At 44.8% G+C, this 16864-nt stretch carries 15 protein-coding genes, 2 pseudogenes and 1 other annotated feature; of the genes and pseudogenes, 3 read left to right on the top strand and 14 right to left on the bottom strand.

All coding sequences use genetic code 11. The features are described from left to right. Nucleotides 1-77: 77 nt before the first annotated feature. From P7F88_RS20630 to P7F88_RS20565, 14 genes and pseudogenes are all read right to left on the bottom strand, one after another. Entirely contained in the window at nucleotides 78-716 is a 639-nt protein-coding gene (locus tag P7F88_RS20630; RefSeq protein ID WP_277827844.1) for a CDP-alcohol phosphatidyltransferase family protein, read from the bottom strand. A gap of 11 nt (nucleotides 717-727) precedes the next feature. Further along, nucleotides 728-1363 (bottom strand): ATP-binding cassette domain-containing protein, encoded by a 636-nt coding sequence (locus P7F88_RS20625; RefSeq protein ID WP_277827842.1) that lies wholly within the window; start codon nucleotides 1361-1363, stop codon nucleotides 728-730. After that, a complete protein-coding gene (locus P7F88_RS20620) occupies nucleotides 1323-3014 on the bottom strand; it encodes an ABC transporter permease (protein WP_277827840.1) in 1692 nt (563 codons plus the stop codon). The genes P7F88_RS20625 and P7F88_RS20620 overlap by 41 nt, the downstream gene beginning before the upstream one ends. A 29-nt stretch (nucleotides 3015-3043) precedes the next feature. Beyond that, a complete protein-coding gene (locus P7F88_RS20615) occupies nucleotides 3044-4186 on the bottom strand; it encodes an ABC transporter substrate-binding protein (RefSeq protein ID WP_277827838.1) in 1143 nt (380 codons plus the stop codon). A 172-nt stretch (nucleotides 4187-4358) separates the two neighbouring features. Then, a pseudogene (gene gspS2 / locus P7F88_RS20610) lies at nucleotides 4359-4711 on the bottom strand (type II secretion system pilot lipoprotein GspS-beta). Nucleotides 4712-4748: 37 nt separating this feature from the next. After that, nucleotides 4749-5044, bottom strand: a pseudogene (locus P7F88_RS20605) (YciI family protein). A 15-nt stretch (nucleotides 5045-5059) separates the two neighbouring features. Then, entirely contained in the window at nucleotides 5060-5464 is a 405-nt protein-coding gene (gene yciA, locus P7F88_RS20600; RefSeq protein WP_277827836.1) for an acyl-CoA thioester hydrolase YciA, read from the bottom strand. Nucleotides 5465-5496: 32 nt separating this feature from the next. Next, nucleotides 5497-6036, bottom strand: a complete 540-nt coding sequence (locus P7F88_RS20595; RefSeq protein ID WP_277827834.1) for a septation protein A — start codon at nucleotides 6034-6036, stop codon at nucleotides 5497-5499. A 126-nt stretch (nucleotides 6037-6162) separates the two neighbouring features. Further along, on the bottom strand, nucleotides 6163-6969 hold the full coding sequence (trpA, locus tag P7F88_RS20590) for a tryptophan synthase subunit alpha (protein ID WP_277827833.1): 807 nt from the start codon (nucleotides 6967-6969) through the stop codon (nucleotides 6163-6165). Then, nucleotides 6969-8159 carry a tryptophan synthase subunit beta gene (gene trpB, locus P7F88_RS20585; RefSeq protein WP_277827831.1) on the bottom strand — a complete coding sequence of 397 codons (1191 nt, stop codon included), beginning with the start codon at nucleotides 8157-8159 and terminating at the stop codon, nucleotides 6969-6971. Before trpB ends, trpA begins: the two co-directional genes overlap by 1 nt. Before the next feature lie 12 nt (nucleotides 8160-8171). Next, nucleotides 8172-9569, bottom strand: a complete 1398-nt coding sequence (trpCF, locus tag P7F88_RS20580; RefSeq protein ID WP_277827829.1) for a bifunctional indole-3-glycerol-phosphate synthase TrpC/phosphoribosylanthranilate isomerase TrpF — start codon at nucleotides 9567-9569, stop codon at nucleotides 8172-8174. A 5-nt stretch (nucleotides 9570-9574) separates the two neighbouring features. Continuing rightward, entirely contained in the window at nucleotides 9575-10573 is a 999-nt protein-coding gene (gene trpD, locus P7F88_RS20575; RefSeq protein WP_277827827.1) for an anthranilate phosphoribosyltransferase, read from the bottom strand. A 30-nt stretch (nucleotides 10574-10603) separates the two neighbouring features. Then, nucleotides 10604-11182 (bottom strand): aminodeoxychorismate/anthranilate synthase component II, encoded by a 579-nt coding sequence (locus P7F88_RS20570; protein ID WP_277827825.1) that lies wholly within the window; start codon nucleotides 11180-11182, stop codon nucleotides 10604-10606. 5 nt (nucleotides 11183-11187) lie between these two features. After that, the gene (locus tag P7F88_RS20565) at nucleotides 11188-12756 is read right to left on the bottom strand and encodes an anthranilate synthase component 1 (RefSeq protein WP_277827823.1); all 1569 of its coding nucleotides are present in this window, start codon (nucleotides 12754-12756) and stop codon (nucleotides 11188-11190) included. A gap of 135 nt (nucleotides 12757-12891) precedes the next feature. Then, nucleotides 12892-12989 (bottom strand) — a sequence feature (Trp leader region). Between the two features lie 142 nt (nucleotides 12990-13131). On the opposite strand from P7F88_RS20565, the gene rnm reads away from it, so the two are divergent. The 3 genes from rnm (at nucleotide 13132) to P7F88_RS20550 (ending at nucleotide 16764) form a co-directional block, all read left to right on the top strand. Continuing rightward, a complete protein-coding gene (gene rnm / locus P7F88_RS20560; RefSeq protein ID WP_277827821.1) occupies nucleotides 13132-14022 on the top strand; it encodes an RNase RNM in 891 nt (296 codons plus the stop codon). Further along, complete coding sequence (locus P7F88_RS20555; RefSeq protein ID WP_277827819.1) at nucleotides 14019-14639, top strand: L-threonylcarbamoyladenylate synthase; 621 nt, start codon at nucleotides 14019-14021, stop codon at nucleotides 14637-14639. Before rnm ends, P7F88_RS20555 begins: the two co-directional genes overlap by 4 nt. A gap of 214 nt (nucleotides 14640-14853) precedes the next feature. Further along, nucleotides 14854-16764, top strand: a complete 1911-nt coding sequence (locus P7F88_RS20550) for a methyl-accepting chemotaxis protein (RefSeq protein WP_277827818.1) — start codon at nucleotides 14854-14856, stop codon at nucleotides 16762-16764. Nucleotides 16765-16864 lie beyond the last annotated feature (100 nt).

Raw genomic sequence — 16864 nt, 5'->3', positions numbered from 1 at the left:
TCATTTACTCTATCTCTAAAGCAGAATGAGATCATTTCTGCTTTAGAGGTATCCTTTAAGCTTCTCTCAATAATTACCTATTCTGACACTTTAGCGCTTCGGAGCTCATAGTCCCGGATAGTGTGGAAACCTGCCCAAATACGATTTAGAGTCGTAATCCAGCACAGTGTGCCGAAGAAGTAAGCGATGTGACTAAAATACTCAGGAAATAGACAAAACAGAATAAAACACCCGATGGTTTCAGTGCCTTCGGTTAATCCACTCATATAGTAAAGAGATTTATTTTTGTAGACCGGGTTTTCGATCTGGCTTTTACCAGCCATTACGGCAAAAGCTAAAAAGCTGGAGCCGGTTCCTATAAAAGAAAATATAAGGAAAGCACCCGCAACGGCATTGCTTTCTGGGCTCGCCAGAACAAAACCGAATGGAACCAACGAGTAGAATAAGAAATCCAGACTGATATCCAAGAATCCACCGGAATCGGTTAAACCGTCGATCCTGGCTATTGCTCCATCCAAACCATCAAAAATACGATTGAGCAGAACAAACACAAGTGCGATGTCGTATTGTTCGAATGCAATAAGCGGGAAAGCGATACAACCAAGGAAAAAACCAAATAGCGTTACCTGGTTAGCGCTGACGCCAGTTTTGTGAAGGCCATGAGCGATAACGGTTAAAGGCTTACGAATTACTTTTATACTAAATCTGTCTAACATGGTTATGCTCTTTACTTCCAGGGCCAGGTCAGGGTACAGCTATCTTTAGGGGCGTCTTCAATATCGTGGGTTACCATCAGGGTTGGGATATTGGCTGTTTTTAGTTGTTCGAATACCCATTGACGAAAGTTTTGCCGTAGTTCTTTATCCAGTTTGCTGAAAGGTTCATCCAATAACGCGACTTCTGGTTTTGCCATTAACATTCTCAATAAACTGATACGAGCCCTTTGACCTCCGGATATCTGGTCTGGGAAAGAGTTTGCGATATGCATTAGGTCCACTTTACCCAGTGACTGCAGTGATTGTTGCTTTCTATCTTCCGCTTTGACGGAGTCGGGGAGGGCAAACGCCAGATTTTCCCAGACTCTTAAATGAGGAAATAACAAGTCATCCTGAAACAGGATTCCTACTTTGCGTTTATATGCAGGTATGTCATTAATCCTTTTCTCTCCGAGCAGAATGTCGCCTGTATAACCGAACTCGTTGGAAAGATGCCCGGCAATCGCACTAAGTAGCGTCGATTTACCACACCCACTAGGGCCCATAAGAGTGACCACTTCACTATTATCTATCTGTAGAGATAAAGGTTCGAAAAGTGGCTCCCCACTAATTTTTGATATGGTGAGGTTGTTCAGAAACAGACTCATGACTAATGGTGATTCCTTTTGTTTTTATTCTTATGCTGTGTTGGCGGTTTATTAGCATTATTGCGGCGAACACAAAAAATGGTACCAGGGTTTGCCAGATAGCATAAATGGCGGTTATCCGACGGTCGTAACCACTGGCAAGAGCAACGGCTTCTGTTGTCAGTGTCGATATCCTGCCATTTCCTAGCATCAGGGTTGGCAAGTACTGAGCAAGGCTGACACTTGCACCTATTGCCCATGCAAACAATACAGCTGAATAGAGCTGAGGCAGCTTTACTTTGAACCAGGCCTGTCTCGGTGATTTACCAAGACTATTGGCGGTATAAATATAGGATTGATTGAAGCTTCGCCATGGCCCATCTAACGATAAATAAACGTATGGAAAAGCAAAAAACACGTGTGACCAGACTACCCAGATATAGTAGAACTCAGAGTTTAGGTACAACGTAGAAACCTGCATACCAAATAACAATGATAGCTGGGGTACCAGCATGGGGATGGCGATCACATACGTGGGTAATGCTCTTCTGTGCTCAATTCGATACTCCTGAGCGATGATCGCGAGTAACAACGCTATGGTTCCGGAAATCAGTGCCAGATTTAAGCTATCTGCGATAACGGGGGTAATATTTGGCCATTCAGTCATCCAAAATCTAAGTGTAGAGCTCGAAGGCATCAGGTCTGGAAAGCGCCATCTTTGAGCCACTGACCAGACGCTCATGACAAGGAAAGTCGCAATAAACAAAGTACCTAAAAGTGCGGCTGTTGACTTTCCGGGTAAAGCCGGAGCAAAGCGTCCACTAAACTGCCAGGTTCTGAAGTACTTTAATAGCAACCATTCCAGGCCGCGAATAATAAATATCAGCGCTGTACAAACCACGAACAGTATAAATGCACCGGCAGCCGCTCTTGGAACCAGAGATAGATCCGGTTCGTTAAACCACTGAAAAACCAGCACAGCAAATGTAGGTGGGTTTGTCGGGCCAATGATAAGACTTACATCAACAACTGAAGCACTGAACGCGATGATAGCTATTAGAGGAAAACGTATTTTTTCCAGCCATTGCGGCAATATACACTTCCACCAGAACGCTTTTGAATCATAGCCCATGCTATAAGCAACTTTGCGACTCTGTTCTACATTGAGCTGTTTTAAAATCGGAATGCTCATTAGAAGCAGAAATGGGATCTCTTTTAATGTGAGCGCAAGTATAAGCCCCAATCCGATAGGGTCACGTACCAGCCAGCTAAATATATCGTTAGATAGCACTGGTTCAAGAATTCGGGCGATCATGCCTGTCGGTGACAGCAGAAAAGCTAAACCTATTGTGAACGCTACATGTGGGATAGCCAGCATTGGTGATAGTGAGGCTTCTAGTCGTTTCCAGAATTTCTGTCCCCAGGTGCTGCTCAGGATGGAAAATGTTGCGATGACAGTCATCATCAAACTGATGAGAGAAGTGCTAAACGTCAGGCCAATTGACGTCCATACGCCACTCCAGCTCCAGGCCTGATTAAAACCATCAAGACTAAAACTGTGCATATTCAAAGGAGGAACATAGCTAAATGCCGATGCTATCACCCCGACAAGTCCTGGGACTGTCGGAATGATGCATATCATTACTAATATTACGTACAACAATCTCATCATATTAGTATATTCCTGTTACCCAGAGCGCCTTAGTTTCCGTATCGCTGAAGCCATGCTTTCTCAAGCGCGCCTTGCCAGCTTGGGTGAGGCTCTGCCTGAGATTTAAATAGTGTGGTGTTTTTCGCTGTCCCTTCAAGATATTGATTCGAAAGTACAGATGGATCACCCCATATATTCAGGTCTCCTTTGCGAGACTGTGCTTCAGGGCTAAGCAAAAAGTTGATGGCGACCATTGCGCCTTCTTTGGCTTTTGCATTCCATGGTATCGCTAAGAAATGAATATTGGATAGTGCACCAGCATCTAAAGCGTAGGCTTTTGTTGAAGGGGCTAACTTCCCGCTCGCATGAGCAGAGTATACTGAATTAGGGTTGAAGGTGATGGCCAGATCCAGCTGACGGTCATCGAGCAGCTGCATAGTTTCTGAGGAGCTGGCAGGAAATTGTTTACCTTCTCGCCATGCGTACTTATGAAACTCATCCAGATACTGCCAAAGTGGTTGAGTAATCAAATCAAAAGACGCATTATCCACTGGTTTCGCCAGGGAAGGGTCGTTGTTCGTCAGCTCAATAAGCAAAGCTTTAAGGAAACTGGTACCGTGGAACTGAGGTGGTTTTGGGTAGCTAAGTCTGTTAGGAAAAGCTTTTGCGTAACTTAGCATCTCCACAAAAGAGGCTGGTGGATTATTTAGCTGTTCTGAATCGTGAATAAAGACTAGCTGACCAACACCCCACGGCGCTTCTAAACCGTCTGTTGGCTCTGAAAAATCGTTATCTACAGGAAGTGACTTATCAACGAGCTCCCAATTAGGTAGCTTTTCAACGAACGGGCCGAGTAGTAGCTGGTTGGTTTTCATTGATTTGAAGTTTTCACCGTTGATCCAGACCATATCCACACTGCCATCACTGTCTTTACCAGCGGTTTTTTCTGCTAGCAATAATGTCGTTGTGTTAGCAATATCGGTTACTTTTACATGCTTAAAATTAACGCCATAACGGTTTTTTAGTTGCTTTCCTGTCCAGTTCAGATAAGCGTTTATCTCCTGACTGCCACCCCAGGCATGAAAATAAACGGTCTGATTCTTCGCCTTCTCTTCGATCTCTTTCCACTCTTGCGAGGCCGTTGAGCTATACCACGGTGCTAGTAATAGAAGAGATAGGATAAGTTTTTTCATGAGTGTCCTTACGATTTACTTATTTTTTATATGTATTTTGCCCCTCAATACGATCGTGAGAGGTAATGTAAGTATTATAGACCTGAGTTATAAGTAAATTATTTCACTAAAAAGTAAAATATAAAAAGTAAAAAGAGCACATTCCTGTGCTCTTTTTGAAGGCTGCGTTTAATTATTCGCAAGAAGCTTTTGATACGGGATGTTCTACCAGTGTTTGGCCCCGGGAGTTCTTAATGGTTATCTCATAAGAGATTCCTTGCTCCAGGTTGGTCTTGATTTCATTGTTAGAGCAATAGTATTGGGTGCTTTTTTCAATAAGTTCTGCGGTAATTGGCCATTAGCAGTATTAAAGATCATAAGGATATTGATCACTTTACCACTTGCTTTAGCCTGCATTACGGTTAGGGGACCGTGTTCAATAGGCAATCCTGCAGATAATATCTGAGCTCTGTGAGAGGCAATAGCTTCCAACTGTGCTTCTTTTTCACCAGAAGAAGAGCAAGCCAGAAGACTTGAACCGAGCATCAACAACACCATGCCCTTTATTATTCTTGCTGGCATCTTAAAACACTTTCTTAAATGGTTTAACGATAACCTTTTCATACACGCCAGCGGCGATGTAAGGGTCAGCATCAGCCCATGTTTTTGCTTCTTCCAGCGAGTTAAAGTCAGCAATAACAGTAGAGCCTGTGAATCCCGCTTCGCCTGGATTTTCTGAATCGATCGCTGGCATAGGACCAGCTGTTAGAAGGCGGCCTTCGTCCTGAAGCGCTTTCAGCCTCTCTAAATGCTTTTCGCGTACACCCATTCGTTTTTCCAGCGAGTTTTCAACATCCTGAGAAAAATTACGTACCACATAAGTTATTCCTTCCTTTATTTTTTCTGATTAATTGGGCGAGGCTGACCTTCTGCATCTATAGCAACATAGTTGAAAGTACCTTCACAAACTTTGTATCTGTCACCAACGCCTTTTTCATTAACTGGCTTAACCCATACTTCCAGTTCGATAGTCATCGATGTTCTGCCGATACGTGTGCATTCGCCATAGCAACATACAACATCACCCACGGATACAGGCTTTTTAAAAGTGATATCAGAGACTGAAACGGTAACGATCCGTCCACCAGATACCTCTTTTGCCAGAATTCCCCCTGCTAGGTCAAGCTGAGACATGATCCAACCACCGAAAATTTGACCTGCGGCATTGGTATCAGCTGGCATAGCCAAAGTACGTAAAATTTGTTGCCCTTTAGGGTTTATTGGTTTTACTGCTTCCATTGTCTTACAACTATAAATGATTAAATTGAGGTTTACTTTTCTGAGTCTTCTTTTGGCAGATGTTTATAGATATAAACACCAGTCATTAGCGTGAAGGCGAAAGTGGCGGCAAGAAGCCCAAATACCTTGAAGTTTACCCAAACCTCCAGAGGTAGATAAAAAGCGACATAAATATTGAGTAGTGCGCAGACAACAAAAAACAGTGTCCATGCCCAGTTAATTTTGCTCCAGGCATTATCTGGCAGAGTAATTTCTTTACCTAACATCCCTTTGATTACTGGCTTACCCATCAGTTGGCTAACAACAAGCGCGGTAGCAAACAGGCCATAAACGATGGTCACTTTCCACTTAATGAAGTCGTCGTCGTGGAAAAAAATGGTCATTCCCCCAAACACAGCCACCATGACAAAGGTGATAACCTGCATTTTTTCAACTTTCTTGTACAGAAAGTAGGTTAGTCCGATCTGGACGGCTGTAGCGACGATAAGTGCTCCGGTTGCGACATAAATGTCGTACATCTTAAATAGAGCAAAAAAGATAATCAGAGGAATAAAATCAATAAGTTGTTTCATGTTGATATGGTATCTGTTTTTTTAATTGTCGACAGTCTAACGAATTTACCGTTAATGCAAAACTGTAAAGATAGCTACGAACACAAAAATGGCCGCAAAATGCGGCCATATTGAGTATATTTTTACCTATTTTTGTGTCGCTGCTTTCATTGGGGCGACGAATTCAGCCAGTGCTGAAAGCATTGCTTCGGAGTCGTCTAGATTCGATTCGATAATCTTTACTACTGCAGAACCGGAAATGGCGCCCGCAGCTCCAGCTTCTATTGCTTCTTTTACCTGTTCAGGTTGAGAGATACCAAAACCTAATAGTGCTGGTGGCGCATCAAACTGATTTAGCCTTTCTAGTAAGCTCGTCACAGGCATATTGGCTTTAGTTTCTGCACCCGTTACCCCTGCACGTGAAAGCAGGTAAGTGTAGCCACCACCAAGATGAGCGACTTCTTTTAATGTTTCATCTGAGGCTGTCGGTGGTGCGATAAAGATAGCTTTAACACCATATTTATCCGCAGCGCGCTTAAACTCACCAGATTCGTTGGTCGGAACATCAGCAATTAGCACCGAGTCGATTCCAGCCTCTGCGCAGTTGTGGTAGAAATTATCTACGCCACGTGAATAGACCAGGTTTGCGTACATAAGTAGTCCGATAGGCAGCTCAGGATACTTTGTGCGAATCTTTGCGATTTGCTCAAAACAGATAGCCGGAGTGGTACCAGACTCCAGAGCACGGATGTTTGCCCCCTGAATTGTTGGGCCATCTGCCAGCGGATCGGAGAACGGAATACCTAGCTCCAGTGCATCGGCGCCGGATTCTACTAGTGTCTCCATAATGCGAAGCGACTGATCTGGGTTTGGATCACCAACGGTTACAAATGGTACGAATGCGCCTTGATTTTTTTCTGCCAGGCGCTGAAACAGAGATTGATAGCGATCCATTACAGCGCTCCTTTTTCATCAAGCAGTTTATGTACGGTGAAGATATCTTTGTCACCACGCCCCGAAAGGTTCACAACCAGAAGTTGTTCTTTCTCCGGGTTCTCTTTTGCCATTTTAACTGCATGAGCTAATGCGTGAGAGGATTCCAGTGCAGGGATAATACCTTCGTTTTTAGCCAGCATCTGGAAAGCTTCCAGTGCTTCGTCATCCGTTACTGAGTCATATTCTGCACGGCCAATTGCGTTTAGGTGTGCGTGCTGAGGACCAACGGATGGGAAGTCCAGACCTGCAGAAACAGAGTAAGACTCTTCAACCTGACCGTGTTCATCCTGCATAAGCGGTGCTTTCATGCCGAAGAAAATACCGGTTTTGCCGTGTTTCAATGGCGCGCCATGCTGGTCGGTATCGATACCTTTACCTGCTGGCTCCACACCGATCAGTTTTACGCTCTCTTCTTCAATAAAGTCAGCAAACATACCAATTGCGTTAGAACCGCCACCAACACAGGCGATAACCGCATCCGGCAGACGACCTTCTCGCGCCAGAATCTGGTGCTTGGTCTCTTCACCAATCATACGTTGGAATTCACGAACAATAGTCGGGAATGGGTGAGGGCCGGCCGCAGTACCAAGCAGGTAGTGTGCAGTTTCGTAAGAAGCAGACCAGTCACGAAGCGCTTCGTTACAAGCATCTTTCAGAGTAGAAGAACCTGAATGCACAGGGATAACCTCTGCGCCCATCAGTTTCATACGGAATACGTTAGGGCTTTGACGCTCAACGTCTTTAGCGCCCATGTATACGCGACACTTAAGGCCAAGCAGGGCACACGCAAGAGCTGTTGCAACGCCGTGCTGTCCTGCTCCAGTTTCGGCAATGATCTCTTCTTTGCCCATGCGTTTTGCTAACAGCGCCTGTCCCAACACCTGGTTGGTTTTGTGTGCGCCGCCGTGAAGCAGATCTTCACGCTTGAGGTAAAGTTTAGTCTGTGTGCCTTTAGTCAGGTTGCGGCACAGAGTCAGTGCGGTCGGACGACCGGCATACTCCTGAAGAAGAGACATAAACTCAGAGTGAAACTCAGGATCTTCCTGAGCTTTAATAAATTCTTGTTCTAACTGCTCAAGGGCAGGAACCAGTATCTGTGGTACAAACTGACCACCATATTCGCCAAAGTAGGCGTCTAACTTAGCCATAACTCTTCCTGATTAAAAATTTCTAATTTCTTTAAATGCTTTTTGAACTAACGTTGGGTCTTTTTTTCCCGGAGCGGATTCAACTCCTGAATTCAGGTCTAGACCCATGCAACCTAGTTCGGTTGCCTGCTGAATGTTGTCAGGGTTAAGCCCGCCAGCCAGCATGATTGATTTGGTTGTGTTGACCAGTGACCAGTCAAAGGTTTGGCCTGTGCCGCCGGATTGAGAGCCTACTTTGCTATCAAGCAGGTGTCGATTTACACTGTTTTCCAGTAATTCAGGCATTGAATCTGTCACGCCGTAAGCTTTCCAGATATCGCAGCTTTCAGGCAGTTTCGCCCGAATAGCATCAACATAACCCTGATTTTCGTTACCGTGTAACTGAATGGCAGATAAGCCAAGTTTGGTTGCTGCTTCCAGCACAGACTCTTCACTCTGGTTTTGAAACACGCCAACGTATTTTAATGGGGCACCGCTCATCACCAGTCTGGCACCTTCTAGGTCGACTTTTCGCTTAGATTTCTCTGCGAAGATTAATCCGCCATAGACAGCACCAGCTTTGTAAACCGTTGCTGCATCATCCGCATGAGTCAGGCCGCAAACTTTATTATCGCCAAGCAACACACTTCGAACCGCCAGTTCAAGGTTGTCTTCCGCCATTAACGAGCTGCCAATCAGAAAACCGTTGGCACACTTGGCCAGATCACGAACCTGTTGGTTGGTGTAAATACCTGACTCTGAGATAACCGTTGTACCTTCTGGAAGTTTAGGTGCTAACTCTCTTGTGCGGTTCAGGTCGATAGAGAGATCGCGCAGGTTACGGTTGTTGATACCAACCACTTTTGCCTTCAGCTTAATCGCTCTTTCCAGCTCTTCTTCATTACTCACCTCTGTCAGAATTCCAAGCCCTAACGAGTGAGCCGTATCTGCCAGTTCCTGATACTCAGCATCGTTTAGAACCGATAGCATCAGCAAAATAGCATCTGCATTGTAGTGACGAGCAAGGTAAACCTGATAGGTATCTACCATAAAGTCTTTACAAAGAATCGGCTGCTTAGCGATGCTTCTTACTGTTGGCAGGAACTCAAAACTGCCCTGAAAGTACTTTTCGTCTGTCAGTACTGAAATAGCACTTGCATGGTTGTTATATACCGAAGCAATGTACTCAAGATCGAAATCATCGCGAATCAGTCCTTTTGAAGGCGATGCTTTTTTACATTCAAGTATAAAAGCGGTTTTATCGCCGGACAGGGCGTCATAAAAGCTTCGGTCTGATGGCACTAACTGATCTTTGAAGGTATCCAGTGGTTGCTCTGCTTTACGCTCTTCAACCCAGATGCGCTTATCGGCAACGATCTTTGCAAGTACCTGAGCCATCTCTCTGTTTTCTGATGTGATATGTTCAGACATTAGAATTAGCCTCTGTCCGCAAGCTTTTGAACCAACTCGTAAGCCTTGCCCGAGTTAATCACCTCAATCGCTTTTTGTGTGTTCGCTTTCAGATCTTCATTGCCAAACAAACGAAGAAGTAGTGCCACGTTTACTGCAATGGCTGAAACCTGAGCCTCGGTACCTTTGCCAGTAAGAATATCGGTAATGATTGCCTTGTTCTCATCCGGGTTACCACCTTTGATAGCTTCCAGCGGATGCATGTTCACGCCAAAATCTTCTGGCGTCAGCGTATACTCTGTAATCTTGCCATCGATGATTTCAGCAACCTGAGTTTCACCATGAATTGCCACCTCATCCAGGCCACTACCGTGTACTACGGCAGCTCGCTTTAGACCCATTTTTGACATGGTTTCTGCGATCGGGCGAACCAATGAAGCATCATATACACCCATTAACTCAATATTTGGGCGGGCAGGGTTAATCAGTGGGCCTAGGATATTGAAAATAGTACGAGTCTTCATTCCCACTCGAACAGGCATCGCATGGCGAACACCCCAGTGATACTGTTGAGCAAACAGGAAGCCAACACCTAACTCGTCGACTGCGCTACGTGTTTCTGCTGGTGTCATTGAAAGATTGATACCAAAAGAGTCAAGCAAATCTGATGAGCCCGATTTGCTGGAAACACTCTTGTTACCGTGCTTAGCGACTTTTACACCGCATGCTGCTGCTACAAATGCTGCCGTGGTTGAGATATTGATGGTATTAGCTTCATCACCACCGGTACCAACAATATCGGCAAAGTCGTAATCTGGGCGAGGGAATGGATTAGCGTTTGCCAGCAGAGCGCTTGCGGCCCCAGCGATTTCGTCCGGTGTTTCGCCTTTGATTTTTAGTGCGGTTAATACTGCTGCCAGCATTGCCGGGTCCATTTCACCTTTGATTATCTTGTCAAAGATTCGCTGACTTTCATCTCTGGTTAAAGACTGTTGGTCATAAAGCTTGTTGACGATTTCTTGCATTTTGTTTGTTCCTTTTAACTTTTTGCGTCTTTAGCTCAGAGCCCACTCGATGCTATTTTCCAGCAGAGTGGCGCCATAAGTTGTCATAATTGATTCGGGATGGAATTGGTATCCAACCACCTTATCATGGTCATTAACCACTGACATTACCAGCCCTTTAACTTCGGCAGTAATCTGCAAACTTTCTGGCACTTCAGTAGCAACCAGAGAGTGATACCTTGCAATAGCCAGCGGAGAGGGCAGACCCTGATAAACAGTATGTTCCTGATGTTCCATCATGGAGACTTTTCCATGAATGATCTCTCCGGCACCGGCTACTGTACCACCGTATGCTTCTACAATTGCCTGATGCCCAAGGCAGATACCTATCATAGGAACTTTACCCTTAAGAAGCTGGATCAGTTTAGGCATACAGCCTGCTTCAGCTGGAGCTCCTGGACCAGGAGAAAGAACAACAACGGGTTTTTCCAGCTTATTAACCGCCTCAGCAATAACATCGGCAGAGATATGGTTTCGATAAATAGTGACTTCATGTCCGAGAGAGCGGAACTGGTCTACAAGGTTATAAGTAAATGAGTCAAAATTATCAACAAATACGATATCAGCCATCTCATTTACTCCTTGTGTGCTTTGATGATTGCAGAAATAACCGCTTGTGCTTTACCGCGGGTTTCGTCTGCTTCTGATTGTGGATCAGAGTCGTATACGACACCAGCACCAGCCTGAACCTGAGCAACGCCATCTTCGATATAAGCGGAACGGATAACAATACAGGTATCAAGATCGCCTTCACCAGTGTAATAACCTACCGCACCACCATAGCTGCCACGTCGTGCTTGCTCCACATCACGGATAAGTTGCATTGCACGGATCTTCGGAGCGCCTGTCAGCGTTCCCATATTCATACAAGCCTGATAGGCGTGAAGTGCATCTAAATCACCTCTAAGCTGACCAACGACGCGCGATACTAGGTGCATTACATGGCTATAACGGTCTACTTTAAGCAGATCGGCAATATGTCGGGTTCCTGCCTCAGAGATGCGAGCCACATCATTACGCGCCAGATCCACCAGCATCATATGCTCAGCGTTCTCTTTCATATCGCTACGCAGCTCAAGCTCCATGCGACCATCCAGATCAAGATTAATGCTGCCATCAGGATTTTTTCCTCGGCGACGAGTGCCAGCAATCGGGTAGATCTCGATTTGATTGGTCTCTTTTTCGTATTTCAGGGCACTTTCCGGAGAAGCGCCAAACAGCGTAAATAGCTCATCGTGCATATAGAACATGTAAGGGCTTGGGTTGCTCTGTTTTAACTCCTGATATGCAGAAAGCGGAGAAGGGCATGGCAGGGTAAAGCGGCGAGAAGGCACCACCTGGAAAATATCACCTTTAACCACGTACTCTTTTAAATCACGAACTACCTGGCAGAAATCTTCATCTGAGACACTTGGGACAGGCTCACAGTCGGCCAGTTTTACCGTTTCTTTCAGAGGTGCTGGTTGGTGACTTAACCTATCTATCTCAGCAAGGCGAGTATTCAGTGCCTCTTTGGTTTTGTCCGTTCCATCGAATACCGATGCCTGTACAGTGCAGCTTTGTGTCTGATGGTCGATGATCATCAGGGTTTCAGCCAGATAGAAAACGTAGTCCGGGCATTGATTGGTAGCAGTCGCGTCGCCTAACGGTTCGAAGTTTGCTACCAGGTCGTAGGCAAACAAGCCCCCTATAAACAGCGCAAACTTATCTTTATCTTCAATATCGAAGCTGTGCTGGATAAGGCGCAGAGCATCAAATGAAGAGGCTTCTCTTAGTCGGCTATCTTCATCTAGGTTGGTGTCTGGTTGTGTGAAGTGCAGAGTCAGTAGCTTTGTCTGATCACTAGAAGTGTTCACCTGCCCTGAAACGTGACTGGCGATTCGCGAAAGCGCGTTTTCACCGTTTTCAGTCAATGCCTCCAGTTCGACGTCATGTCCCCGGCATACGATTCGAATTGCTGCGTCAATAAGCAGCATGCTCTTTAAGTCTTCTTTAGAATCAATATCAGCAGATTCCAGAAGAAGGCTGTTGGTTTTGTTGGCACACAGCACCTGAAATAGGCGAGTTGGGTCTTGCGTGTAGGAGACGTCTTTACGAAGTACTTCCAACTGACCTGTTTGTTTGATTTCAATGGCCTTGTTCACTAGACCTCCTGTATCTCTTTATAATTTTGCTGCCTCAATAGTCGCACAATCTGACCCGGCACCCAATTAGGAATAATGTAAAATCGCTGCAATTTTAATCGTTTGATTCAATGTTTTTTTTATTGGTACAGCAACACGAAAAAGCCCGCTTAATTGCGGGCTTTGGCTAAATTCTATTTGAATTTCAGACGTCAACCCACCTCCGGACTCCACCAGATACGCCACCAACCCATCACTGTGTTCACAGAAGACACAGAATGAATGCGCTGAGAATGGTTCGTATTTTTGTGAAAGTCTTGTAACATGGTTCGTCAAATTCTTATTACTGAAACGAGTACTAGTTAACTAGTACAGAGCGATAAAGTCAAGCAATAAATGAAAATAGATTTACATAGTCATACCACAGCTTCCGATGGCCGGTTTACGCCGGAAGAATTAATCAATAGAGCCTGTGATTTTGATATCAAGGTGATGGCTATTACTGATCACGATACTGTTGATGGATTACCTGTCGCTCACCAATATATAAACGACAATCAGCTCGATATTAAACTGATTGATGGCATCGAGTTTTCAACGGTTTGGCAGAATAAAGACATCCATATAGTCGGTTTAAATATAGATACAACGGAACCAGCTTTACAGTCGCTTATCGAAGAACAGAAAAACAGGCGACATGTGCGCTCGCAAACCATCGCAGAACGTCTGGAGAAATCGACAAGAGAGGGAGTGTTCGACGAAGTAAAAGCATTGGCTGGAGATGCACCAGTGACACGTGCTCACTTTGCGGATTGGCTGATTGCAAATGGTTATGCTAAGAATAAACAGCAGGTGTTTAAAAAGTTTCTGACTAGAAACAACCCTGGGTACGTGCCACCTAACTGGTGCACAATTAAAGAAGCTGTGGATGCTATCCATGCAGCTGGAGGTGTTGCTGTGCTTGCCCATCCGGGAAGTTATCAGTTCACAGCTAAGTGGCTGAAGCGCTTATTAGCCGCGTTTGTGGAAGCTGGCGGTGATGCAATGGAGGTGGCTCAACCACAACAAGGTCAACAAGAAAGGCGCAATCTTGCCGATTATGCTATACAATACAAACTATTAGCGTCCCAAGGCTCAGATTTTCATTATCCCTCTCCCTGGATGGAGCTGGGAAGAAACCTTTGGTTACCTTCGGGCGTAGAGCCGGTATGGGAAAAGTGGGACTTACCCTCTGCTTTAAATACTCAAAACAATACCGGCGATGTTGATACTGAGGAGTCCCAATGAGCCAATTTTTTTACTTACACCCTGAGAACCCGCAAGCGCGGTTGATTAATCAGGCGGTGGCAATCATCAGAAACGGTGGTGTTGTTGTGTATCCAACCGATTCCGGTTATGCATTAGGATGTCAGCTGGAAAACAAGCAGGCCCTTGACCGTATTTGTCGTATTAGAAGGCTGGATGATAAGCATAACTTTACTTTGCTCTGTCGTGATCTTTCTGAGCTGTCACTCTATGCGAAGGTTGATAACGCAGCATTTCGCTTACTTAAAAACAATACTCCTGGCCCTTATACTTTTATCTTTAAAGGGACAAAGGAAGTGCCACGTCGCTTAATGAATGCCAAGAAAAAGACCATAGGTATTCGTGTTCCTGACAATAAAATCGCACTGGACTTGCTTGAAGCACTTGGTGAGCCTTTGATGTCTACGACACTGATTCTTCCGGGAAGTGATGTGGCTGAAGCTGATCCTGAAGATATCAGAGATAAACTAGAGCATGCTGTTGATCTGATAATGAATGGCGGATACCTGGGTGAGCAGCCTACAACGGTCATCGACTTTAGTGATGATGAACCAGTTGTCGCACGTTTAGGTGCCGGAGACCCTTCTCCATTTGAATGAGTTCTTAGCCGCCGTTTGAGGCGGCTTTTCTTTTTCAGCAACTTAACGTCTCCTGATCTACTTCTTACTCCTGCCTTTATAAATTCTTTTTTCTGTATTAATTTTGCAGCATGCCTGCCGATATACTATTAGTTTGATAACTATAAATAATTTAGCTCAACAATTATCGAATTTGCGTGTCATTTCAGCGTAAGCAAAGATAAAGGAAAAAAACATGAATTCATTAAGTTCTCTTTCTATAAAAAATCGAATAATGATCGCAATGCTTTTAGCGGTCCTGGTATCGTCGAGTATCATTACCTACGTTGGACAGCGTAACGCTAAAAGCCACTTATTGGATCGACTGGAACACAGTGAACTACCCAACCTGGTTCAGAGAGTTCGTAATTCAGTAAACAGTGAAATTCAGCAAATGAAGGTAGTCACTAGAGCATTGGCTGGAAACACTTTATTTCTTAACTGGCTTGAGAACGGAACTGATGCTAGTACAGAAAAATTAGTTGTTGACTATTTGGGCAAGATCGCCAGGGATAACGGCTTTAGTAATGCTTCTTTTGCGGATAAAGAGTCTCAGAAGTACTGGAATCAGGATGGCTTTTTGAGAGTGCTTACGCCAGACAGGGATGGCTGGTTCTTTAAGTTCAAATCTAGCGGTAATAGCGAATCGGCAAGCGTCTACCGAAGCACCACTTCTGACAAGGTGGATATATTCGTCAACTACCAACAGCTTAACGGGCGCGGGGTTTCTGGTGTATCTAAGTCTTTTAAAGAGATGGTGGATTACCTTAATAGTTTTCGCATCGAGCAAAGTGGTTTCGTATATTTAGTCGACGGGAAAGGTTTAGTTAAGGTTCATAAACAAGATAGCTTAAATGACTCTGGTACTCTTTCAGGTATCTATGCTGGAGTGGATACGAACCAGCTCATCTCTATAAAAGACTTTGCATTTGCGACTACTGATGAACTTGTGGTTGCAACCAGCTATATAGAAAGCCTGGGTTGGTACGTCGTCGCTGAGATACCAAAGCAGGAGCTGTATGCAGGTATTGAAGATGCTCAGGTTACTATGTTGATCATCTTTGCAGTCGTATCTGTTGCCTTCCTTGTTATTAGTTATTTCTTAGCTGACAACTTAACCAAACCGATTAAAAAAATGGCGATAACTTTTACCGAACTAGGTGAAGGAGAAGGTGACCTCACGAGCCGGGTCTCGGAGGAAGGAGCGGAAGAAATATCTTCACTGGCTAAGGGGTTTAACTCTTTTGTCTCGAATATTCAAACCGTGGTTATTGATGTTACCGATACATCCAAAGAAGTGCGAAATGCCTCAACAGATGTGTACAAAGACGCCGAGGCTTCAAAAGTCGCTTCAGATAAACAGCGTGATGAAGCGCATCAGGTTTCTGTTGCCATCAACGAGATGGGTAGCACGATTGCTGAAATCGCAAACAACGCGGGCGTAGCTGCTCAGACAACCAACGAGGCTTCAACCAAAGCGTTGGATGCACAGCATGTTGTGAATGATTCCACGGATACTATCAATAAAATGGCAGAAGAGATGGAGACTGTTTCAAGTAACATCGAAACTCTGGCAGAGAAAAGTGATGCTATAAGTGGCGTGTTGGATGTAATTCGGGGTATTTCGGAGCAAACTAACTTGCTTGCACTAAACGCCGCTATAGAAGCCGCTCGAGCGGGTGAGCAAGGTCGCGGATTTGCAGTAGTAGCCGATGAAGTAAGAAGCTTAGCTCAGAGAACCAGTGAATCGACAGACGAAATCCACGAAATGATTACCGAATTACAGGATGGTGCAAAAGTGGCTGTAGATTCAGTACACAAGAGCCGTGAACAGGCAGTTCTTGGTGTAGAAGCTGCACAGCGTACAAACAGTGCGCTAGAAGAAATCGTGGCAGATGTGCAACATATTTCCGACCTTAACACTCAGGTAGCAACTGCGACGGAAGAGCAGTCTGTAGTAATCAATGAAATCAACATCCACGTTGTCAATATCAGTGATAGTACAGAGCTAAGTGCAGAGGCTTGTGCCAGCATCGAATCTTCCAGTGATTCACTTAAATCATCAGCAGTACATCTTGATGGCTTAGTCTCTCGGTTTAAGGTGTGATTTTGGGATATTTTTCTATCTAACAACCTACAATTTAATGTATAATCGCCAGCCGCAAAATTTTGCGGCTATCTGCTTTTCCACGAAACTGACGTCTGAG

It is taken from the genome of Vibrio hannami (assembly GCF_029589055.1).
Classification (GTDB): Bacteria; Pseudomonadota; Gammaproteobacteria; order Enterobacterales; family Vibrionaceae; genus Vibrio; species Vibrio hannami.
The sequence above is the reverse complement of the archived record's forward strand: the minus strand, read 5'-3'. Positions and strand labels throughout refer to the sequence as shown.

Coding starts and splice junctions, on each gene's coding strand:
- P7F88_RS20630 (WP_277827844.1), bottom strand. CDS start 716: ATGTTAGACAGATTTAGTATAAAAGTAATTCGTAAGCCTTTAACCGTT.
- P7F88_RS20625 (WP_277827842.1), bottom strand. CDS start 1,363: ATGAGTCTGTTTCTGAACAACCTCACCATATCAAAAATTAGTGGGGAG.
- P7F88_RS20620 (WP_277827840.1), bottom strand. CDS start 3,014: ATGATGAGATTGTTGTACGTAATATTAGTAATGATATGCATCATTCCG.
- P7F88_RS20615 (WP_277827838.1), bottom strand. CDS start 4,186: ATGAAAAAACTTATCCTATCTCTTCTATTACTAGCACCGTGGTATAGC.
- yciA (WP_277827836.1), bottom strand. CDS start 5,464: ATGGAAGCAGTAAAACCAATAAACCCTAAAGGGCAACAAATTTTACGT.
- P7F88_RS20595 (WP_277827834.1), bottom strand. CDS start 6,036: ATGAAACAACTTATTGATTTTATTCCTCTGATTATCTTTTTTGCTCTA.
- trpA (WP_277827833.1), bottom strand. CDS start 6,969: ATGGATCGCTATCAATCTCTGTTTCAGCGCCTGGCAGAAAAAAATCAA.
- trpB (WP_277827831.1), bottom strand. CDS start 8,159: ATGGCTAAGTTAGACGCCTACTTTGGCGAATATGGTGGTCAGTTTGTA.
- trpCF (WP_277827829.1), bottom strand. CDS start 9,569: ATGTCTGAACATATCACATCAGAAAACAGAGAGATGGCTCAGGTACTT.
- trpD (WP_277827827.1), bottom strand. CDS start 10,573: ATGCAAGAAATCGTCAACAAGCTTTATGACCAACAGTCTTTAACCAGA.
- P7F88_RS20570 (WP_277827825.1), bottom strand. CDS start 11,182: ATGGCTGATATCGTATTTGTTGATAATTTTGACTCATTTACTTATAAC.
- rnm (WP_277827821.1), top strand. CDS start 13,132: ATGAAAATAGATTTACATAGTCATACCACAGCTTCCGATGGCCGGTTT.
- P7F88_RS20555 (WP_277827819.1), top strand. CDS start 14,019: ATGAGCCAATTTTTTTACTTACACCCTGAGAACCCGCAAGCGCGGTTG.
- P7F88_RS20550 (WP_277827818.1), top strand. CDS start 14,854: ATGAATTCATTAAGTTCTCTTTCTATAAAAAATCGAATAATGATCGCA.